The organism is Flavobacterium glucosi, assembly GCF_048286535.1.
Classification (GTDB): domain Bacteria; phylum Bacteroidota; class Bacteroidia; order Flavobacteriales; family Flavobacteriaceae; genus Flavobacterium.
This window is the reverse complement of the sequence record NZ_JBLVPK010000009.1, coordinates 1-20,738: the sequence shown is the minus strand read 5'-3', so window position 1 is coordinate 20,738 and position 20,738 is coordinate 1. Positions and strand designations below refer to the sequence as shown.

Below are 20,738 nucleotides of genomic sequence, written 5' to 3'. Positions count from 1 at the left end.
AATTACAAAAATAGTTATGAGTTATATGTTATGCTTTCGTAGTTTTCGTTAGAAAATTTTTTCTTTCATTTTCTTCAAACGGTAGCTGCGAATGAATTTTGCTTGTTCTGCGGTTACCAATAATGGGGTTTTAGCAGCTTTGGCTTTCCAAAAACCTTTGATGTAATCCAAAAAAAGTAACGGTTTCTTTTTCATCATCGCTAGTTTTGCCGAAGCTATTGAAGTGATTAAAAATCCGTAACCTAAAGTGTAAAACGCTTCTCCTTGTTTGTAGCGGGCCGTTTTGTTGTAATTAGCTCCAGTTGGTTTTAGGTGTTTTACGATCAATGAAGCATCGGTAACGACTTTCCATCCGTAAAATTTTGATAGTAATTCATCAACGGTGTCCCAACCCATAGCCGGTTTTAAATTCCCTATTTGTTGGAAACAGGCTTTCCTGTAGGCTTTGAATGCGCCACGAATATGGTCTTTATCGGTTAGATTTTCCAGAATCCACTCGCCATTTTTTTCGATATAGGCAAATCCACCCGCCATTCCTATTGTTGCATCTTTTTCGAAAATGTTTAGAACAGCCTCAAAATAGTTGTTCGGCAGAATTAAGTCGGCATCCAGTTTTACGATAATGTCGTACTCTTCGTCCAATGTTTCGAAACCTTTGTGAAAAGCTTGAATGACTTTACTTCCCGGAAGATGTATCGCACTGGAAGTTTTGTTTACCAAAGTGATAAACGGATTTTCTTTAGCGAAACCCGTTACAATTTCGGCAGTTTTATCAGTGGAATTGTCATTGACAACGACTACTTTTTTGGGTAAAACGGTTTGCGAAATTAAAGATTCCAAAGTTAAAGCAATAAATGCTTCTTCGTTATGAGCTGGAATAACAATGTAATAATTCATTTTTTTGAGGGACTAAGTTTCTAAGATGCTGAGACTTTAAGCTTAAAAATTGTAGCGTCTAGGCTTCCTTCCCATTGGGGAGGGTTGGGGTGGGAATTTTTCCAGCGTAAACTATATAATATCGGTTGGTAAACTTTCTCAATAAGGGACGAAGGCCAAATTTTTTTACGGGATTGGTCCATTTTTCACGGTCGATTATTTTCCATCCTGTTTTTTCTAAAAGCCAGTCTAGTTGCCAATCTTCAAATTCATGGTAATGTCTGTCCCACATGTCTGTTTTACTTCGATAAGCTGGTGAAAACCACAAACGCATCGGGATGGATATAAAAAGCTTATCGGATTTTATTTCTTTTAATATAGTAAACGGATTGAGTAAATGTTCGAAGATTTCAAAAGCGGTTACGACATCTTGTTTTTCTGTTGAAAGTACAGTTTGGTCGGTATCTAAGTCTTCTCCTGTTGTATTTGTAACTGCAAATCCTTCGGATTTCATGATTTTAGAAAAAGGATTTTCTACGCCCAAATCTAATATGGTTTCTGAAGTTGAGACGTGTTTTTTTAGAAATTCTAAAGTATGTTTGAATCTTTTATTGGGAAACGTTTTTTCGTACATGTTTTTTTGATTTTGCCGCAAGGGCACCAAGCCACAAATATAGTAATAAATGTGTTTTTGGGCATTGTTTTTTAGCCCGGATGGAAATGAAAATCCCGGAGCTTCAAAATGTAGTTTTTCAAGGTGCAAAAAGCGACTAAAAGAAGCTTTCTTGCACCTTAGAAAAACAAGTTTTGTAGTGAGGAATTGTAATGTACAGCCGGATTAGCTCCTGATTGCAAAATTCCTTATTGATTAATATCGGTAAACAAACGCATTGATATTCATTCCTGCCCCAACGGATGCAAAGATTAGAACATCGCCTTTTTGTATGGATTGGTTTTCTATTTCTCCGCGAATTAACAGGTCATAAAGCGTAGGAACAGTGGCTACACTGCTGTTTCCTAAATCATGAATGCTCATGGGCATGATGTCTTTTGGTACGGGTCTGTCGTGTAATTTGTAAAAACGTTGGATTATCGCTTCGTCCATTTTTTCATTGGCTTGGTGGATAAGGATTTTTTTTACGTCGTCAATGCCTATTCCGCTTTTGTCCAAGCAACTTTTCATGGCTGCCGGAACTTGGCTTAATGCAAATTCATATATTTTACGTCCGTACATTTTTATATAGCGAATGTCTGGATCTAAATCTGGGTTGTATGATTTGCCAAAGAACAAGTAATTAGCTTCATCATTTGCGTAAGTTGCACTTTCGTAAGCCAACATTCCTGTTTCGTCATCAGAAGCTTCAATGATTGAAGCACCAGCGCCATCAGAATAAATCATGGAATCTCTGTCATGCGCATCAACTACTCTGGAAAGTGTTTCAGAACCTATTACCAAACAGCGTTTTGCCATGCCAGATTTTATAAAAGCATTGGCTTGAAGTACTCCTTCTATCCAGCCCGGGCATCCAAAAAGGATATCATAGGCCACGCATTTTGGGTTTTTTATTTGTAATTTGTTTTTGACACGAGTGGCTAAACTTGGAAGCATATCAGATTGATGTGTTCCACATTTAACATCGCCAAAATTATGTGCAAAAATGATGTAGTCAATCGTTTCTGGATCAATTCCAGCATTTTCTATTGCTTTTTGAGAAGCAAAGAAAGCTAAATCAGAAGAGTTGTATTGGTCTTCGGCATAACGTCTGTGTTCGATGCCAGTAATTGCTTTAAATTTATTAATGACTACTTCATTAGGGTAACCAAAAGCTGTTCCGTCTTCATTCAAAAAAACATGATCACTAAAGTCAGTATTGCTTACTTTTTTCTCAGGAATATAACTTCCTATTCCAGTTATTTTTATTTTCATCGGGTTGTTTTCCAAAATTCAGGCAAATTTAATGATAAATAAATTAGTACACTCACAAAATTTACTATGCGCGCATATAATTGTGAAATAATAATTTATTGGCAAAAATATTGATTATTTTATTACAAATTATAAAAAATTATGCGATATTTATTTTTAATTGTTGCGATTGATAAAATGGGTGTTTTGAGAATTTGTAATTGAGGATTTGTTTGTGTTTAAATACTATAGGTGTAATTGTTTCTAAGCTATGACTTTTTTTGATAAAAACATTAATTAGAAATTGAAATTAAATTATGGGTACAAAAATAAAAAAGAGCCACTAATAAGTGGCTCTAAAGGGACTATTTAATATTTATTTTTTCTAAATGTATATTTATTTCTTTTAATTTTTTATCATATTCCAATAATAAAACATTTCCAACTTTTGCGGGTAAAACCCTAAAATCAGTATTGTTATTATCACTTTTTAAATAAATTTTATCTTCGGATAATTGTCCATTATCACAAATTATAGTTTTAAAAGCATTTTTATTTTTTTCTCCTTTTAATCTTTCATAATCTATGAAACAAGCGTAGAAACGATCATTTGTTTTGTCTAGTTGGGTATATTCATAATCAAATGCTCCATACGCTTTTAATGCGTGTGCGTTTAATTGAGGGCTTCCAAAATCAGATAAACTTGGAGCTCTTGATTTTCCTTTTTCAAATTCTTGAATTCCTGTAAGTTTGAAATCGGAGTTGAACTTAAAAACCACAGAATTTGTAATTGTAAGCTGTGTTACACTTGCACCACCGCCACCACCGCCTAACAGCGATAATGTTGTTAGCGCTATACCTCCAGCACTTGCGGTTCTTTTATAGAATTCTCCAATGGCATAATACTCATTGTTTTTTGTTCTTGCAATATTATGGAAATAGATGTATCCTTTGTCTTCAATGTAATTGCCGCTTACATTTGCAATTTTAGCAACATCTTCTTTCCAACTAGTAAAATTTTCTTTTAAAGTTTTTCCAGATAAATCAACAACTTCTGTAAACAGACCTAAACTTTTATCATCTATAATATTATCCCCTTCTTTAAAATATTCCCCCATTAAAACCACATTATTGTCTTTGTCCAAGAACGCATTATTAATTAATCGGGGTTTGCTGTTTTTACTATATTCTTTTTCATACAATAAAACACCTGTATTCACATCAATAATTTTTGTCTTTAAGGTAAGTTTTCTGGACAAAAGACTTGGTTTTGATGTTTCTAAAGCAACAATTACTTTGTCATTTACCTCAATAGGATTTATTGCCAACATTTCTTTTGAATCATCGGGAGAATTATATTCCCATGATTTTCCACCATCAGTTGGATAATATTTTAAAGAGTATCCTATTTTCTTGTTGTCTTCAAACTTGTTGAAAATGAATCCTTTATTTTCAACAGGAAATATAATATTAAAATCACCTGTTTGTTGCATGTATTGAATATAACGGATTTCTTTGCTTTCTAAGGGAATCTCAACAGTAGGTAATTGGTTGACTTTTTTATCATAGCTTAGCAGGCTGATTTTTTTTTCTTTAAAATTAGCCATAGCAAACATTATTCCTTGATTGTTAAAACTACTTTTCATCAAAAAAGTATTTTTATTATCAATGTATGTTTTCTTAGCAACTTCCACTAGATTTTTATCTAAAACTTGAATTGCAAACTCCCGGTCACCTTTTTTTAGTTTGTCTAATTCATAGAAAAAATAATAACCATCAACATCTTTCTCTTTGTTTAGGATTGCCCCTGAATTCTTTACTTTAAAAGTATTGACTTCGTTAATTTTTTTTTCTTGTGCAAAGGTCAAATTTGCCACAAAAGAGATTAAAAGTAAAGTACTGATTCTTTTCATAATTGGTTTGTATTTGATTAGTATTAATTTTTATTTAAACTCTTGAAAAAAGTATAAGCATCTTGAAATTCAGCATCATCTTTGGATATTAATTCATTTTTTTGACAAAAATAGTAACCAATTTTCTTTAAGTCTTTTAGTTCAACATTGTTTAAAAACAACCTTATTTCATTAATGTGTTTTTCCTCTGAGAAAGAGTTTACCGGACCTACATATTTTCCATAAACATGTTTTTCTTTTAAAATGTATACTTTTTTTAATAAATAAGCAACATAGCGATTAAAGGTCTTTTTGTCCAATTCATTTTTTTTATGAAGTGATAATAATTGGTATAGAGCAAAGTCTAATTTAGAATCGTCAAAAAAGATTTTAATGCTGTTTTCAGATGTTTTTTTCTGTACCAATCCTATTTCGTTTTTAGTGGTATTTGTGGAGGTGATAGTATAATTGTGAATTATATTTTCTATACGAAGTGGAATGTCAGGATGTGTTTTTAAGGAATCTTTGTCAAGCTCTAAATCATTTGCACTTTCAGTAGTGTCAAACATTTTGTCTTCTTTTTCAATCCATAGGTCTTTAAATGGATATTCTTCAAAAGTGAAATTTTGTTTTAAATCGGTTTGATTGTTGAAAATCATGCCGTCAGTCAGATCCAGTTTTTTTAGAATATTTATTGAAGCCTGTTTGTTGTATTTTGTATTATTAAAAATAGTGAAGCCAAGTGAGTCAGCTTGTGTTTCTGCACTTCTGCTTCGTTTCATGAAATTAAATTTCAAATCTTTTAATAATAAAGTTACAGCAGACCTTCGACCATATTTTTTATTGGAAGCGGTATTTAGCTGTTGTTTAACATCCTTAGAGTTGAAGGTTTTGAGATACTCTTCGAGAGCTTTGTCATTATGTTTTAAGATATAATGTGCTAATTCATGACAGATAATAAAAGCCATTTCATCATTATTTTCAATAAGTGTGAATAGACCTAAGTTAATTGAGAATATTCCATTTCCATAACACGCAGCATTAGGAATCAGGGATTTGTTAATTAGAAAATAAAAATCTTTCGTGTCAATTTGAGGGTTTGAATGGTATATTTCGGCAAGTGTTTTTTGAAGAAACCCATTAATGGTTTTGTCAAAAATAAATGTGCTATCCGCTACATCTTTTATGAAAGATACTTTTCTCTCTAAAAGTATTTCTTTGGCTTTCTTTCGTTGACTAGTGTCGAACTCGTTTATTTTATTATTCGTTATTTTGGTAAGGTAATTTTCCAGCGAATCAATGCTGTTAGGGGAATAACTAAACCCATAATTCTGGGCTTGGCAAGTTCCAAAATACGATAGTAATAGAAATAATAAGAGTTTTGTTTTCAACATACACTTGTAAGAATTGCTTTGCTAATACAAGTATAATGAAAATGCCCCGATATATCGAGGCATTTCTTTTTTTTTTTAAAATATCTGAAAACTAGCTTTCCATGTACGCTTCAATCGGCGCGCAAGAGCAAACTAAGTTTCTATCACCATACGCTTCATCTGCTCTACGAACGGTAGGCCAGAATTTATTTTCGGCAATGTATTCTAATGGAAATGCTGCTGTTTCACGACTGTATGGAAAATTCCAGTTATCAGTAGTAACCATCATCAAAGTATGTGGCGCATTTTTCAATACATTATTTGGATTGTCTAAAGTAGCGGCTTCAATTTCTTTTCTGATTGCAATCATAGCGTCACAAAAACGATCTAACTCTTCTAAGTTTTCACTTTCAGTAGGTTCAATCATTAAAGTTCCGGCAACTGGGAAAGAAACGGTAGGAGCATGAAAACCATAATCCATCAAACGTTTTGCAATATCAGTTACTTCAATTCCTTTTTCTTTAAATGGACGGCATTCTAAAATCATTTCGTGTGCTGCACGACCCATTTCTCCAGAATACAACGTATCATAGTGACCGTTTAATTTTTCTTTGATGTAGTTTGCGTTTAAAATTGCATATTCAGTAGATTGTTTCAAACCTTCAGCGCCAAGCATACAAATGTAACCATACGATATCAAACACACCAAAGCAGAACCCCAAGGTGCGGCAGAAATAGCTGTAATAGCGTTTTCTCCACCTGTTGGAATTACTGGGTTAGTAGGTAAAAACGGCACTAATTGTGGTGCAACACATATTGGTCCTACACCTGGTCCACCACCTCCATGAGGAATAGCGAATGTTTTGTGTAAGTTCAAGTGACAAACATCAGCTCCAATAGTTGCAGGATTTGTTAATCCAACTTGCGCATTCATGTTGGCACCATCCATATATACTTGTCCACCGTTGTCGTGGATCAATTGTGTAATTTCTTTGATTGCGCTTTCAAAAACACCGTGAGTTGATGGATACGTTACCATCAAACAAGAAAGATTGGCTGAGTGTAAAATAGCTTTTTCACGTAAATCTTCTACGTCAATATTTCCATTTTCTAATGTTTTAGTAACCACAACTTTCATTCCTGCCATCGCTGCCGAAGCTGGATTTGTTCCATGAGCCGATGATGGAATTAAGGCAATGTTTCTATGGTGATCTCCTCTGGATTGGTGGTACGCACGAATTACCATTAATCCGGCATATTCGCCTTGGGCACCTGAATTTGGTTGTAATGTTGTTCCGGCAAAACCAGTAATAACATTTAACTGTTGTTCTAATTTAGCCAACATTTCCTGGTATCCTTGTGCCTGATCCAATGGTGCAAACGGGTGAATGTTATTCCATTGTGGCATGCTCAAAGGCAACATTTCTGAAGCGGCATTTAGTTTCATCGTACAAGAACCCAATGAAATCATCGAGTGATTCAACGCTAAATCTTTTCTTTCCAGCATTTTGATGTAACGCATCAAAGCGGTTTCGGAGTGATGCTTGTTGAAAACATCGTGTTGCAAGAACGTTGATGTTCTGCTTACACTTGCTGGAAAATGATTGGTTTCTGATAAACTTTCAATTGTAGCTGCCAGAGTCTCTTTTGCAGAAGCGAAAACAGCAATAATTTTATTTAAATCGGCAATACTTGTCGTTTCGTTTAAGGAAATAGAAACGGTGTTTTCGTCGATATAGTAGAAGTTGATTTCGTTTTGTTCGGCAATCGCTTTTACTTTTTTGGCATCAGCCTTAACAACAATTGTGTCAAAGAAAGCAGTATTGGTTTGTTGTAACCCTAATTTTTCTAATTCATTTGCCAATGTTGCGGCCGAAGCATGTACTTTATTCGCAATATATTGCAATCCTTTTGGACCATGATAAACGGCATACATCCCTGCCATAACGGATAATAAAACTTGTGCTGTACAAATATTTGAAGTTGCTTTGTCCCGTTTAATGTGTTGCTCGCGGGTTTGTAACGCCATGCGCAAGGCACGATTTCCATCAGTATCAACAGTTACACCGATGATTCTTCCCGGCATACTTCTTTTGTATTCATCTTTCGTAGCGAAATAAGCAGCGTGGGGGCCACCGTAACCTAAAGGAATTCCGAAACGTTGTGTTGTTCCAAGCACTACAGCTGCACCCATTTCTCCCGGAGGAGTCAATTTTGCCAAACTCAAAATATCAGCAGCAACAGCCACTTTTATTTCGTTTGTGGCTGCTTTGGCGATAAAAGCGGTATAATCATGAACTTGTCCAAATTTTCCAGGATATTGAAGAATTGCTCCAAAATATTCCGATGAAAAATCGAATGTTTCATGGTTTCCTACTACTAATTCAACCCCGATTGGCGTAGAACGTGTTTGTAAAACGGATAAAGTTTGTGGTAATATTTCTTCAGAAACGAAGAATTTATTGATGTTGTTTTTCTTTTGGTCACGAGAGCGAACGTCAAAAAGTAATGCCATGGCTTCTGCAGCAGCAGTTCCTTCGTCTAATAACGAAGCATTTGCAATTTCCATTCCGGTTAATTCGATGACCATCGTTTGAAAATTCAAAATTGCTTCTAAACGACCTTGCGCAATTTCAGCTTGATACGGCGTATAAGCAGTATACCATCCTGGGTTTTCAAATACATTTCTTTGGATTACTGCAGGAATAATTGCTGCATTGTACCCTAAACCAAGGTACGATTGAAAAACTTTATTTTTATTCCCCAATTTCTGTATGTGATTTGCAAACTCATATTCAGTCATTGCAGGCTCTAAGTCCAAATCAGATTTTAAACGAATATCACTTGGGATAGTTTCATGGATCAATTGGTCAAGTGTTGCAGCCCCAATTGTCTTCAACATGTGTTCTAGATCATTTTCTCTTGGGCCAATGTGTCTTAATGCAAAAGCGTCTGTTTTCATTATATATAAAATGGGTTGTGTGTTTCTTGTTTTAAAAGGTTGTAAAAATAAATATTAATCTGCTATTAAAAGACTTTTTTAACTTGATTTTCTGTGAATTTTTCAACTAAAAGCCATTCTTGTTAACACTTTGATTAATTTTGTCTAATGAGGTTTTTAAAATTAATATTCGATTTTTACATTAATGGTAGTATTCACGTGGGTTTATCATGTCTTGCTTTGGTTAGGATGACGCAACATATGTTCCACATTCCAGTAGAAGAGCCAGTTGCTAACTTTGCTTTTTTTGGAACAATTGTAGGATATAATTTTGTAAAATACGATGCTCTGGTCAGAGTTCAAAGATTGCAGATGCGCAAGGAGTTAAAAATGATCACGTTATTTAGCTTTTTAGCTCTTTTTTTAGTCGGATATTATTTTTTTCAGCTCCAAAATTTAACCCAAATAGTGGCTGTAGTTTTCTTGAGTGTTACATTACTGTACACACTTTCCTTTTTTCCAAATAAGAAAAATGCAAGAAACTGGGCTGGAGTTAAAATTTATATTGTAGCATTGTGTTGGGTAGGAGTGACCTTGGCTTTGCCAGTTTTGAATGCCAATATTTCAATTACTTCCGATTTCTATTTAAAATGCGTGCAACGTTTTATCTTGATTTTTGTATTGATCCTTATTTTTGAAATTATTGATTTGGCAAAAGACGATCCGCATTTGCAGACCGTACCACAACAAATAGGATTGAAGCGAACTAAAATATTGGGATTGTTACTTTTGATTCCGTTTTATTTTTTAGAATTTTTTAAAAGTAATTTTGACAAAAATCAATTGATTGTCAACTTGATAATAGTGATTCTGATTGCGTTATTTCTGGTTTTTGCTAATGAAAAACGCTCGAAATATTATACTTCTTTTTGGGTGGAAAGCGTGCCAATTATCTGGTGGCTGCTAGTTTTGATTCTTTAAAAAATACTAATATTGGTGAATATATTCACCAAAAAAACTATAAATTTGGTGAATGTATTCACCAAAAACAATATAAATTTGGTGAATAGCGTATAATTGTACTATATTTGTTTAAATTTACAGTTATGATTAGTAGAGATTTAACGTCAATAATAGAGAAGAATTTAGGGAAGGGAAAAATTATTGTATTAATAGGTCCGCGACAAGTTGGAAAAACTACATTGATTAACGCTTTATTAAAGGATATTCCATTTCTATTTCTTGATGGTGATGATGCGGTTGTGGCTGATACTTTAGCAAATGCAAATACCGAAACACTAAAAAGTATTATTGGAAATTATAAATACGTTTTTATTGATGAGGTACAGCGTATTCCTACTATTGGTTTAAAACTAAAGATTATTGTTGACCAAATCAAAGATGTACAAGTGATTGTGAGTGGTTCTTCGGCTTTTGATATTAATCATGTTACACAAGAACCATTAACGGGACGCAAATTTGAATACCGTTTGTATCCCATTTCCTGGAATGAATTTGAAGGAAATGTTGGCTATATGAAAGCGCAACAGCAATTGGAATTGCGATTGTTATACGGAATGTATCCTGATGTGATTAATAATTTTGGTAATGAATATGAAATTTTGAAAAACCTTGTTTCTAGTTACTTGTATAAAGATGTTTTGAGTTTAGCGGGTATCCGAAAATCGGAAGTTTTAGAAAAAATATTACAAGCTTTAGCTTTTCAGGTTGGTAGTGAGGTAAGTTATAATGAAATAGCACAATTAGTTGGTGTAGATAAAAATACGGTTAATACTTATATCGATTTGTTAGAGAAAGCTTTTGTGATTTTTAGATTAAATAGTTTTAGCAAAAACTTGAGAAATGAAATAAAGGCAAACAGAAAAATCTATTTCTACGACAATGGTGTTCGGAATATGTTGATTGGAAATTTTAATTCATTAGACTTTAGACAGGATAAAGGAGCATTGTGGGAAAATTTTTTAGTTTCAGAACGATTCAAAAAGTTGTCCTATTCTCAGAGTTTGTCCAGACCTTATTTTTGGAGAACTACGCAACAACAGGAAATAGATTATATTGAAACTAATGCTGATGCAGTCAGTGCTTTTGAATTCAAATGGTCGTCCACCAAAAAAGCGAAGTTGCCTAAATCATTTCAAGAAGCGTATCAACCGAGTTTTTTGGTGATAAGCAAGGAAAATTTCAGAGAGTTTTTGAAATAAATTTAAATAGAATTCTCTTTTTGGGCAGAAAGTATTCCATTTGTTTGGTGGTTATTGCTTTTCGTTTTCTGATAAAGCTTTTAGTGTTTTATTTCTTTCGATAATAAAATTAATCAAATGATTTTTTAAAAACAGTATGTCAAATAGTTCTCCAAAAAAACCATAAGGAACTTCGTAATATAATTTATCCTTCAGTATAGTAACCCCGTCTTTTTCATTAAATATGTGTTCATGTCGGAATGATTTGAATTTTCCCTCTTCCATTTCATCAACAAAATAGCCATACAAATTCATTGCTGTGATTCGGCTTTTATGAGTCAAATAAACGCCAAAATGTTTGCCCCGCCAAGTAACGGTTTCGTTGTAATTGATTAACCCGGCAGTGACTCCGTTGATGGCAGTTTCTTTTGTGAAATTTGCAGATTGTTGGTGTGCATCAATATCTCTAGATAAATCAAAAACAGTTTGTATTGGTGCTTTTATTTTAGTTAAAACCTTTATAGTTGTCATCATATTTAGATTTTTAGTTTGTCTTTAATGATAATTTTAGACCTGATAGAAAAAGAAGTTATATTAATCCTTGATAAAAGCTAATTGTTTTTATAGTGTGGTTTTTTTGTATTTATCACATAATGAAAGAGTTGCTTCTTCAAAATTACTATAAAAAACTATTTAATTCCTAATCCCCGAAATTTTTTTTAAAAAAACCGAAGCTTTTACTTCGGTTTCTATGGTCTAAAAAATCGTATTGTTTAAAAATCTAAACCAATCCTGCTCTTCTCAATAGTGCTTCCGGTTTTGGTTCTTGTCCTCTAAAGCGTTTGTACAAGATCATCGGATGTTCTGTTCCGCCTTTTGAAAGCACGTTTTCCTTGAATTTGGTTGCTACTTCTTTATTGAAAATCCCTTTTTCCTGGAAATATTCGAAAGCATCAGCATCCAGAACTTCGGCCCATTTATAACTGTAATATCCAGAAGAATAACCGCCTTGAAAAATATGGGAAAAAGAAGTGCTCATCGCATTTTCTTTTACTTCAGGATACAATTGTGTGGCTGCAAATTGTTCGGTTTCAAAAGTTTTGATGTCTTTGATATTGGAAGGATCTTGCGCATGCCATCCCATGTCTAACAATCCAAAACTTAATTGACGCATCGTTGCCATTCCTTCTTGAAAACTGGCACTTTCTTTAATTTTGTGCACTAATTCCATCGGAATCATTTCACCAGTTTCATAATGATAGGCAAATAAAGCTAGTGCTTCCGGCTCATAACACCAGTTTTCCAGAATTTGACTCGGTAATTCCACAAAATCCCAATACACACTTGTTCCGGATAAACTTGGATAGGTCGTGTTGGCTAACATGCCATGTAATGCGTGACCAAATTCATGAAACAAAGTCGTTACTTCGTTGAAAGTTAACAACGATGGTTTTGTTTCGGTAGGTTTCGTGAAATTGCACACAATGGAAATGTGCGGTCTTTCATTGACTTCTTTTTTTATGTATTGCGATTTAAAAGACGTCATCCAAGCACCGTTGCGTTTGCCTTTTCTTGGAAAGAAATCAGCATAAAATACGGCGACTAATTGGTCTTCTTCGTCTTTTACTTCGTATGTTTTTACCTCTTCATGGTATTTATCGACTTCGAAAATTTCTTCGAAAGTGATTCCATATAATTTTTGCGCTACTGCGAAAGCACCGTCCAAGACTTTTTCTAATTGAAAATACGGTTTTAAAATTTCATCATCCAAATTGAATAACTGTTGCTTCAATTTCTCCGAATAATAAGCGCCATCCCATTTTTCCAGTTGTTCGATTCCGTGTAACTCTTTTGCGAAAGCGGTCAATTGTGCAAATTCTTTCAAAGCTGCGGGTTTGGCTTTTTCCAATAAGTCATTCGAAAATGTTTTTACTTTCTCCGGACTTTCTGCCATTCGTTCTTCGAGAACAAAATGAGCGTGCGTGGCGTAACCTAAAACTTGTGCTCTGTCAAAACGCAATTTGGCAATTTTAAGCACAATTTTCTGATTGTCAAATTCATTGTTTTGAAACCCTTTGGCACCAAAAGCGATAGCCATTTTCTTACGCAATTTACGATTATCAGCATAGGTCACAAAGGGAACATAGCTTGGGTAATCCAGCGTGAAAATCCAACCTTTTTTTTCTTGACTTTTAGCCAAAGAGCGAGCGGCTTCGATTGTACCTTCCGGTAAACCGGCTAAATCCGATTCATTGGTAATGTTTAATTGATAGGCTTGCGTTTCAGCCAAAACATTTTCGCCAAATTGCAAACTCAATTTCGATAATTCTTTGTCAATTTCTCGCAATTGATTTTTCTTGTCTTCCGGCAAATTGGCTCCGTTTCTGGAGAAGCTTTTGTATTTTTTGTCTAAAAGCGTGGTTTGTTCGGGATTTAGATTTAATTTTTCTCTTTGTTCGTAAACCGTTTTTACTCGGGCGAATAAATCAGGATTAAGACGTACATCATTTCCAAATTCAGACAATAAAGGAGAAACTTCTTGTGCAATTTTTTGAATTTCGTCATTTGTTTCTGCGGAATTCAAGTTGAAAAAGATGCTTGAAATTCGATCCAAAACATCGCCGCTGAATGCCAACGCTTCAATAGTATTTTCGAAAGTGGGTTGTATAGGATTTCGTACAATAGCATCGATTTCGGCTTTTGCCAATTCGATCCCTTTTTGAAAAGCAGGAAGAAAATCTTCGTTTTTAATTTTCGAAAAAGGCGCAGTATTGTACTTTGTATTGAAATGGTGGGTTAAGATGCTCATTTGTATTTTTTAATAAAAATAATTCGATGTTTAAAGATCACAAAGGTATGGATTTATTGAAAAAAATGAGGTTGTCACAGCAATTGATTTGCTCTAAAATGGCGCCGCTGATTGTGTTATTTAAATGTTATTTATTTCGTTTGGCAGTAATAAAGCCTTAAATTGTAAAAAAAAAGATTGGTTTCTGAAGAAAGGAATCAAAATAAAAAATAAATATTCAAAGAAAATATGAACTATCAAATTACAATAAATAGCGCAAATACTGTTGACGAAATTGAAGCGTATTGGACAAATGAGGATTACATTAAACTGCTTGAAAAATTCGATTATCCGGATGCTTCCGATGCGGATACTTCCAGTTTGAGGGAGTTATTGTTTATGGCAATTTCTGATTTTGAACCCAAAGAGGCTGCCGTAATCGTATTAGAATATAAATTATCAGAAGATCTAAATGAAGGCCAAATTCAGCAAATTTCAAACGATATGTTTTTAGACAAAGTCTGTGAAGAATATCCTGAAATAGGTTTGCATGCAACTTTGTTTCATATTAATCAACTCCTTTTCAAAGCGTATAACGGCAAATTTCCTAATGCAAAAGCAACAATTGTAACGGTTACTATAGCATCATCAGAGCCTGAAAATAGCATTGATTTGACCAAAGAGCATGTACTTAAATTATTAAGCAAAGGATTGTCTGATAGTAATCTTATCAAAAGATTGTTTGATCACGCGATGAATGAAAATGCTCCTTTTCCAGAAGCTGAGGATGTTTTATGGGATTTGACAACCACAGATAATCTGACGTATACAATCACTACTTCCGAATATTGGTTGAATAAAGAAGATATCATTGCTTCGGAATTTGAAGGAGTCTTAGAAATTGCAGTAGATGTGGAGTAAATGATCCATGAAATGAAACAAAAAAGCTCCGTTATGGAGCTTTTTTTATTTTTTTAAACTTTCGGAAGCGATGTTAACCGCTTCTTTCAACCCAGTTTTGTATTTAATTATCTTTTCCATCACACTTTTGTCGTGGCTTCCTATGATTTGAGCGGCAAGAATTCCTGCGTTTTTTGCGCCATTTAGCGCTACAGTTGCTACGGGAACTCCGCTTGGCATTTGCAGTATGGATAAAACGCTGTCCCAACCATCAATTGAATTGCTTGATTTTATAGGAACCCCAATAACGGGTAATGGTGACATAGAAGCGACCATTCCTGGTAAATGTGCAGCACCGCCAGCACCGGCAATAATTACCGAAATTCCGCGAGTATGCGCATTGTTGCTGAAATCAAATAATTTTTCGGGAGTTCTATGTGCCGATACAATATCGACTTCTATTTCTATATCGAATGCTTTTAGGATGTCTATGGCTTCTTGCATTACAGGCATGTCAGAAATGCTTCCCATGATTACGGCTACTTTCATTTTATTATTATTTAAGGATTGAAAGATTTAAGGATTGAAAAATTAGCTAGAACTGAATGAGACCTGACGTAATTTTTCAGTGCTTAAATCTTTTAATTATTCAATTTAGTACTAATTACTCGAATCGTATTCTTTACCTCTTCAGCTATTCTTCGAGCTTCGTTGATGTCTTGATTTACTATCGTTACATGTCCCATTTTTCTAAAGGGACGTGTTTGTTTTTTGCCATAAATATGAGGTGTAACACCGTTCCAACCTAATATTTTTTCAATATTTTGATACACTACATCACCGGAATAGCCTTCTTCGCCCGAAAGATTTACCATGATTCCAGCTACTTTGCTGTCGGTATTCCCTAAAGGTAAATTAAGTATCGCTCGCAAATGATTTTCAAATTGGGAGGTATAGCTGGCTTCAATGGAATAATGACCTGAATTGTGCGGGCGAGGAGCGACTTCGTTCACGAGGATTTCATCATCTTCAGTTTGAAACATTTCAACGGCTAATAAACCAACATGATTGAATTTCTCGGAAACATTGAGAGCGATTGCTCTTGCTTTTTCAGCTACTTTTTCATCAATACGAGCAGGACAAATCACATATTCTACTTGATTGGCTTCCGGATGAAATTCCATTTCGACCACAGGGTAGGTTTTTATTTCGCCTGATGGATTGCGACAAACGATAACGGCCAATTCATTTTTGAACGGAACCATTTCTTCAGCGATACATTCTACATTAGCTAAGTTGTCTAGATCCGAGATTTGTCGAATGACTTTAACGCCATTTCCATCATAACCAAATTCAGTACATTTCCAGACAAACGGTAGTTTTGTTTTAGAATCCAAAATATCAACAATTAGACTTTTTAGATTCTCAAATCGTTTGTAATTTGCTGTTGGAATAGCATGTTGAATATAAAAATCTTTCTGAATTCCTTTATTTTGAATTAATTGCAACGTTTTTGGTGAAGGAAATACTTTTACTCCCTCTTCCTCTAATTTTACTAAAGCTTTAAGATTTACCAACTCAATTTCAAAAGTTAAAACATCAACTTTTTTACCAAAGTTATACACCGTTTCAAAATCCATTAAATCACCTTTAAAGAATTGATTACAGGCTATTTTACATGGTGCTTCATCACTTGGATCAAGAACATAAGTTTGTATGTCGAATTTTCGGGTGTCAAACAACAGCATTTTACCCAGTTGTCCGCCGCCGAGAATTCCCAATTTAAAATCAGAAGAAAAATAATTCATGGTGTAGTTGTATGTTTATGCAAAGATACTTTATAATGATTGAATCCGAAAATGCTATTTTATTTTCTTCATAATTTTATTGCGTCATTTGTTGCTTTTAATACATTTTGAGTCGTTTTTTTGTGGAATTTACTTAAAATTAGAAATTAATGCCCAATTATCAATTGTCAAATCCGAATTCTGTATCTTTGCGCATTATTTTAAACACGAAAATAATGATACAACTTCACGATAAACAATTTGTTCCGTTTATTTCTGCTAAAGAAATTGATTTTGCCATCGCAAAAATGGTGGCGCAAGTAGAAGCTGATTTTGCTGATGAAACGCCGGTATTTGTGGGAGTATTGAATGGAGCTTTTATGGTTGTTTCTGATTTTATGAAACAATATAAAAAGCCGTGTGAAGTATCTTTCATCAAAATGGCATCATACGAAGGAACTGCTACCACAAATGAAGTAAAACAATTAATAGGTTTAAACCAGGATTTAACGGGGCGCAGTGTAGTTATAATCGAAGATATAGTTGACACCGGTAATACATTGGTTGAACTGAAAGAATTATTCAAAAAACAAAATGTAAAACATTTTAAAATAGCAACACTTTTTTTTAAACCCGAAGCCTACACAAAAGACATCAAAATAGATTACATTGGGATTAGAATTCCAAATAAATTTATTGTGGGTTTTGGTTTAGATTACGATGGATTAGGAAGAAATTTACCCGAAGTATATAAACTAAAAGAATAACGACAGAACAACATGACTAACATTGTTTTATTTGGAAAACCAGGAGCTGGTAAAGGAACTCAAGCAGAGTTTTTGAAAGAAAAATACAAATTAACACACATATCAACTGGTGATGTATTTCGTTTTAATTTAAAAAACGATACAGAACTTGGCAAACAAGCAAGAGTATTTATGGACGCTGGAGATTTAGTTCCAGACGAATTGACTACAAAAATGCTAATTGATGAGGTAAATAAACACCCAGATACAAAGGGAATTTTGTTTGACGGATATCCAAGAACAATTTCACAAGCCGAAGCTTTAGATGCATTTCTTACCTCAATAGGTTCTCAAGTAGCAGCAACAATTGCGCTTGAAGCCGATGATGAGATTCTGGTAAAACGCTTATTGGAAAGAGGAAAAACAAGTGGTAGAATTGACGACCAAGATGAAGAAAAAATCAGAAATCGCTACCAGGAATACAATGAAAAAACAGCACCTTTGATGCATTATTATGAGGAGCAAGGAAAATTTCATGCCGTAAACGGAATAGGATCCATTGCAGAAATTACAGAAAGAGTAAGTAACGTGATTGATAATTTATAGGAGCAATTCCAGCTGTACGTTACAAGTCCTCGTTAAAAAAATCTATTTTTCTAAGTCATAAAAGGATCTTCCTTTGGTCGCTCTTTTTTGACAAGAAAAATTAGCTTTTTTAACTCCGGGCTTTTCACTGCCATCTGGGCTAAAAACCAGATTGGAGGTTTTAGAAAGTAAAGAGTCAGAAATCAGATTTTAAATAAAAAACGAATCAACTAAAAAATTGGAAATACTAATAATATTTTTTCTAATACTACTAAATGGAGTTTTCTCTATGTCAGAAATCGCATTGATTTCAGCACGGAAAAACAGATTAGAGACTGCGGCAAAAAAAGGGAATAAAAGTGCTAAAATTGCATTGGATTTAGCGAATTCGCCAAATAAATTTTTATCAACGGTACAAATAGGAATTACTCTGATAGGAATTCTTACTGGTATTTATAGTGGTGATAAAATCACATTAGATGTAGAAACTTTTGTAAGCGGGTTTGAATTTCTAAAACCGTATGCACATCCAGTTGCTGTAGGTTTGGTTGTTGTGACTTTGACTTTTTTCTCTTTAGTTCTAGGAGAATTATTACCAAAAAGAATAGGCTTGAATCATCCCGAATCCATTGCCAAAGCAGTGGCATTACCCATGAAAATTGTTTCGATTGTTACGGCACCATTTATTTGGTTGTTAACGCATTCAACAGATTTTTTGTTGGATATTTTACAAATAAAGCCCACTGCTGACGGTAAAGTAACCGAAGAGGAAATAAAAGCGATAATCAAAGAAGGAACCGAAGGAGGAGAAGTTCAAGAAATTGAACAAGATATAGTGGAACGCGTTTTCCATATTGGAGACCGGAAAATAAACTCATTGATGACGCACAGGAAGTCAGTGGTTTTCTTACCTTTGCATTCTGATAAAGAACAGGTTAAGGAGTTTATGCTCAAAGAATTGCATTCTATTTATCCAATTTACGGTGAAAATTATGATGATATTGTTGGAGTTGTTAACCTAAAAAATATTTTCGCACATTTTGAAAATGAAAACTTCAATTTGGCTGATATAATGACCGAAGCGCCTTTTATGATGGAACAGACTACTGCTTATGTAGCCTTAGAAAACTTTAAAAAAACAGGGATACATTATGCATTTGTTTCAGATGAATATGGTGTTTTCCAGGGAGTAATTACTTTGAATGATATTCTGGAAGCATTGGTTGGTGATGCTTCGGACTTTTATAAAGATGATTTTCAGTTGATTGAAAGAGAAGACGGAACTTGGTTGGTTGACGGGCATTATTCGCTGCATGACTTCTTAACATACTTTGAATTAGATGAGTTAATCAATGATTATGAAGTAACCACGGTGAGTGGGTTAATAATGACGGAACTCTCTCATATTCCAAAACAAGGAGAAAAATTGATTTGGCAAAAATTTGAGTTAGAAGTCATTGATATGGATGGCGTGAAGATTGATAAAGTGATGGTGAAAGCATTAAAAAATTAAATAGCTTAGGATTAAATTGCTCAAAATGAGTACTAAATACTAAAGCTGAACATTGAATATTAGAAAAAATGACTGAAGGGAATTTTGTAGATTACGTTAAAATATATGTTTCTTCCGGAAAAGGAGGAAAAGGATCTACGCATTTGCATAGAGAAAAATTTATTGAAAAAGGTGGCCCTGATGGTGGTGATGGTGGTCGTGGTGGTCATGTTTTTTTGGTTGGCAACAAAGGTCTTTGGACATTGTTTCACCTTAAATTTGCGCGTCATATCAAAGCAGGGAATGGCGGAGATGGAAGTGGTGATAGGAGTACGGGTGCTGACGGAGACGATAAATTTATCGAAGTTCCATTAGGAACGGTAGTAAAAGATAAAGAAACTGGAGAAATATTATTTGAGATTACCGAAGATGGTGAAAAACAAGTGCTTTCTCGTGGAGGTAAAGGTGGTTTAGGGAATTGGCATTTTAGAAGCTCAACCAATCAAACACCTAGATATTCTCAACCTGGTTTGCCTGGTGCAGAAATGGATGTGATTTTAGAACTAAAAGTACTTGCTGATGTAGGTTTGGTAGGTTTCCCTAATGCAGGAAAATCAACTTTGTTATCAGTACTGACTTCAGCTAAACCAAAAATTGCGGATTATCCATTTACTACTTTAAAACCAAATCTTGGAATTGTAGCCTACAGAGATTTTCAATCTTTTGTAATTGCAGATATTCCCGGAATTATAGAAGGAGCTGCCGAGGGAAAAGGATTAGGACATTATTTCTTGCGTCATATTGAGCGTAATTCAACGTTACTTTTTCTAGTTCCAGTAGATACGCCAGACATCAAAGCAGAATACGATATTTTGGTAAACGAATTGACAAAATACAATCCTGAAATGCTTGATAAAGAGCGTCTGTTAGTGATTTCAAAATGCGATATGCTTGATGATGAGTTAAAAGCAGAATTGAAAATAGAATTAGATGTCGCTTTCAAAGACATTCCGTATATGTTTATTTCTTCTGTTGCCCAACAAGGTTTGACAGAATTAAAAGACAAGTTGTGGAAAATGTTGAACGACTAATTCTTGATTTTTAAATAAATTATAAAGCCGTCTTGTATTATATATAGACTGCACCCAAAAGTTTAGACAAATTTATAATTAATTTTGATAATAATGAGCCCGATATTGTGTCGGGCTCATTCCGTTTAAATTCAGTTTTATTCTTTCATTATTGTAATAT

18 protein-coding genes are annotated in these 20,738 nt (G+C 34.1%); 7 read left to right on the top strand and 11 right to left on the bottom strand.

What is annotated here, in order from left to right; all coding sequences use genetic code 11:
• Nucleotides 1-48 precede the first annotated feature (48 nt).
• The 6 genes from ACNQGD_RS13955 to gcvP form a co-directional block, all read right to left on the bottom strand.
• Entirely contained in the window at nucleotides 49-897 is an 849-nt protein-coding gene (locus ACNQGD_RS13955) for a glycosyltransferase family 2 protein (RefSeq protein WP_417999702.1), read from the bottom strand.
• Nucleotides 898-955: 58 nt separating this feature from the next.
• The gene (locus ACNQGD_RS13950) at nucleotides 956-1,510 is read right to left on the bottom strand and encodes a class I SAM-dependent methyltransferase (protein WP_417999701.1); all 555 of its coding nucleotides are present in this window, start codon (nucleotides 1,508-1,510) and stop codon (nucleotides 956-958) included.
• A 234-nt stretch (nucleotides 1,511-1,744) separates the two neighbouring features.
• Nucleotides 1,745-2,803 (bottom strand): 3-oxoacyl-ACP synthase III family protein, encoded by a 1,059-nt coding sequence (locus tag ACNQGD_RS13945; protein WP_417999700.1) that lies wholly within the window; start codon nucleotides 2,801-2,803, stop codon nucleotides 1,745-1,747.
• A 344-nt stretch (nucleotides 2,804-3,147) separates the two neighbouring features.
• Complete coding sequence (locus tag ACNQGD_RS13940) at nucleotides 3,148-4,695, bottom strand: DUF6770 family protein (protein WP_417994821.1); 1,548 nt, start codon at nucleotides 4,693-4,695, stop codon at nucleotides 3,148-3,150.
• Nucleotides 4,696-4,718: 23 nt separating this feature from the next.
• Nucleotides 4,719-6,068: a M48 family metallopeptidase gene (locus ACNQGD_RS13935; RefSeq protein ID WP_417999699.1), complete on the bottom strand. Its 1,350-nt coding sequence runs from the start codon at nucleotides 6,066-6,068 to the stop codon at nucleotides 4,719-4,721.
• Between the two features lie 91 nt (nucleotides 6,069-6,159).
• Nucleotides 6,160-9,009, bottom strand: coding sequence for an aminomethyl-transferring glycine dehydrogenase (gene gcvP, locus ACNQGD_RS13930; RefSeq protein WP_417999698.1), 2,850 nt, complete (start codon nucleotides 9,007-9,009; stop codon nucleotides 6,160-6,162).
• 147 nt (nucleotides 9,010-9,156) lie between these two features.
• On the opposite strand from gcvP, the gene ACNQGD_RS13925 reads away from it, so the two are divergent.
• Both ACNQGD_RS13925 and ACNQGD_RS13920 read left to right on the top strand, forming a co-directional pair.
• Nucleotides 9,157-9,969, top strand: a complete 813-nt coding sequence (locus ACNQGD_RS13925; RefSeq protein WP_417999697.1) for a UbiA prenyltransferase family protein — start codon at nucleotides 9,157-9,159, stop codon at nucleotides 9,967-9,969.
• Between the two features lie 125 nt (nucleotides 9,970-10,094).
• Nucleotides 10,095-11,210 carry an ATP-binding protein gene (locus ACNQGD_RS13920; RefSeq protein WP_417999696.1) on the top strand — a complete coding sequence of 372 codons (1,116 nt, stop codon included), beginning with the start codon at nucleotides 10,095-10,097 and terminating at the stop codon, nucleotides 11,208-11,210.
• Between the two features lie 51 nt (nucleotides 11,211-11,261).
• On the opposite strand, the gene ACNQGD_RS13915 is transcribed toward ACNQGD_RS13920, so the two are convergent.
• Both ACNQGD_RS13915 and ACNQGD_RS13910 read right to left on the bottom strand, forming a co-directional pair.
• Entirely contained in the window at nucleotides 11,262-11,723 is a 462-nt protein-coding gene (locus ACNQGD_RS13915) for an SRPBCC family protein (RefSeq protein WP_417997710.1), read from the bottom strand.
• A gap of 247 nt (nucleotides 11,724-11,970) precedes the next feature.
• Nucleotides 11,971-13,998, bottom strand: a complete 2,028-nt coding sequence (locus ACNQGD_RS13910; RefSeq protein WP_417999695.1) for a M3 family metallopeptidase — start codon at nucleotides 13,996-13,998, stop codon at nucleotides 11,971-11,973.
• 228 nt (nucleotides 13,999-14,226) lie between these two features.
• Between ACNQGD_RS13910 and ACNQGD_RS13905 the strand changes: the two genes are divergently transcribed.
• Nucleotides 14,227-14,898 carry a hypothetical protein gene (locus tag ACNQGD_RS13905; RefSeq protein WP_417999694.1) on the top strand — a complete coding sequence of 224 codons (672 nt, stop codon included), beginning with the start codon at nucleotides 14,227-14,229 and terminating at the stop codon, nucleotides 14,896-14,898.
• Between the two features lie 45 nt (nucleotides 14,899-14,943).
• On the opposite strand, the gene purE is transcribed toward ACNQGD_RS13905, so the two are convergent.
• Together purE and ACNQGD_RS13895 are read right to left on the bottom strand one after the other, a co-directional pair.
• Nucleotides 14,944-15,426, bottom strand: a complete 483-nt coding sequence (purE, locus tag ACNQGD_RS13900; protein ID WP_417999693.1) for a 5-(carboxyamino)imidazole ribonucleotide mutase — start codon at nucleotides 15,424-15,426, stop codon at nucleotides 14,944-14,946.
• 92 nt (nucleotides 15,427-15,518) lie between these two features.
• Nucleotides 15,519-16,685 carry a 5-(carboxyamino)imidazole ribonucleotide synthase gene (locus ACNQGD_RS13895; protein ID WP_417999692.1) on the bottom strand — a complete coding sequence of 389 codons (1,167 nt, stop codon included), beginning with the start codon at nucleotides 16,683-16,685 and terminating at the stop codon, nucleotides 15,519-15,521.
• A gap of 215 nt (nucleotides 16,686-16,900) precedes the next feature.
• Between ACNQGD_RS13895 and hpt the strand changes: the two genes are divergently transcribed.
• The 4 genes from hpt (at nucleotide 16,901) to obgE (ending at nucleotide 20,578) form a co-directional block, all read left to right on the top strand.
• Nucleotides 16,901-17,431 carry a hypoxanthine phosphoribosyltransferase gene (hpt, locus tag ACNQGD_RS13890; RefSeq protein WP_417994830.1) on the top strand — a complete coding sequence of 177 codons (531 nt, stop codon included), beginning with the start codon at nucleotides 16,901-16,903 and terminating at the stop codon, nucleotides 17,429-17,431.
• Nucleotides 17,432-17,443: 12 nt separating this feature from the next.
• A complete protein-coding gene (locus ACNQGD_RS13885) occupies nucleotides 17,444-18,016 on the top strand; it encodes an adenylate kinase (protein WP_417997037.1) in 573 nt (190 codons plus the stop codon).
• Between the two features lie 217 nt (nucleotides 18,017-18,233).
• Nucleotides 18,234-19,508, top strand: a complete 1,275-nt coding sequence (locus tag ACNQGD_RS13880) for a hemolysin family protein (RefSeq protein WP_417997036.1) — start codon at nucleotides 18,234-18,236, stop codon at nucleotides 19,506-19,508.
• 68 nt (nucleotides 19,509-19,576) lie between these two features.
• Complete coding sequence (gene obgE / locus ACNQGD_RS13875) at nucleotides 19,577-20,578, top strand: GTPase ObgE (RefSeq protein WP_417994833.1); 1,002 nt, start codon at nucleotides 19,577-19,579, stop codon at nucleotides 20,576-20,578.
• 78 nt (nucleotides 20,579-20,656) lie between these two features.
• Here obgE and ACNQGD_RS13870 read toward each other — a convergent pair.
• Nucleotides 20,657-20,738, bottom strand: an 82-nt coding sequence (locus ACNQGD_RS13870) for an IS3 family transposase (RefSeq protein WP_417965007.1), incomplete at its 5' end; no start/stop codon positions are given.

Bases quoted from the DNA above. Each gene is read 5' to 3' on its own strand.
- ACNQGD_RS13955 (WP_417999702.1), bottom strand. From the start codon at position 897: ATGAATTATTACATTGTTATTCCAGCTCATAACGAAGAAGCATTTATT.
- ACNQGD_RS13950 (WP_417999701.1), bottom strand. From the start codon at position 1,510: ATGTACGAAAAAACGTTTCCCAATAAAAGATTCAAACATACTTTAGAA.
- ACNQGD_RS13945 (WP_417999700.1), bottom strand. From the start codon at position 2,803: ATGAAAATAAAAATAACTGGAATAGGAAGTTATATTCCTGAGAAAAAA.
- ACNQGD_RS13940 (WP_417994821.1), bottom strand. From the start codon at position 4,695: ATGAAAAGAATCAGTACTTTACTTTTAATCTCTTTTGTGGCAAATTTG.
- ACNQGD_RS13935 (WP_417999699.1), bottom strand. From the start codon at position 6,068: ATGTTGAAAACAAAACTCTTATTATTTCTATTACTATCGTATTTTGGA.
- gcvP (WP_417999698.1), bottom strand. From the start codon at position 9,009: ATGAAAACAGACGCTTTTGCATTAAGACACATTGGCCCAAGAGAAAAT.
- ACNQGD_RS13925 (WP_417999697.1), top strand. From the start codon at position 9,157: ATGAGGTTTTTAAAATTAATATTCGATTTTTACATTAATGGTAGTATT.
- ACNQGD_RS13920 (WP_417999696.1), top strand. From the start codon at position 10,095: ATGATTAGTAGAGATTTAACGTCAATAATAGAGAAGAATTTAGGGAAG.
- ACNQGD_RS13915 (WP_417997710.1), bottom strand. From the start codon at position 11,723: ATGATGACAACTATAAAGGTTTTAACTAAAATAAAAGCACCAATACAA.
- ACNQGD_RS13910 (WP_417999695.1), bottom strand. From the start codon at position 13,998: ATGAGCATCTTAACCCACCATTTCAATACAAAGTACAATACTGCGCCT.
- ACNQGD_RS13905 (WP_417999694.1), top strand. From the start codon at position 14,227: ATGAACTATCAAATTACAATAAATAGCGCAAATACTGTTGACGAAATT.
- purE (WP_417999693.1), bottom strand. From the start codon at position 15,426: ATGAAAGTAGCCGTAATCATGGGAAGCATTTCTGACATGCCTGTAATG.
- ACNQGD_RS13895 (WP_417999692.1), bottom strand. From the start codon at position 16,685: ATGAATTATTTTTCTTCTGATTTTAAATTGGGAATTCTCGGCGGCGGA.
- hpt (WP_417994830.1), top strand. From the start codon at position 16,901: ATGATACAACTTCACGATAAACAATTTGTTCCGTTTATTTCTGCTAAA.
- ACNQGD_RS13885 (WP_417997037.1), top strand. From the start codon at position 17,444: ATGACTAACATTGTTTTATTTGGAAAACCAGGAGCTGGTAAAGGAACT.
- obgE (WP_417994833.1), top strand. From the start codon at position 19,577: ATGACTGAAGGGAATTTTGTAGATTACGTTAAAATATATGTTTCTTCC.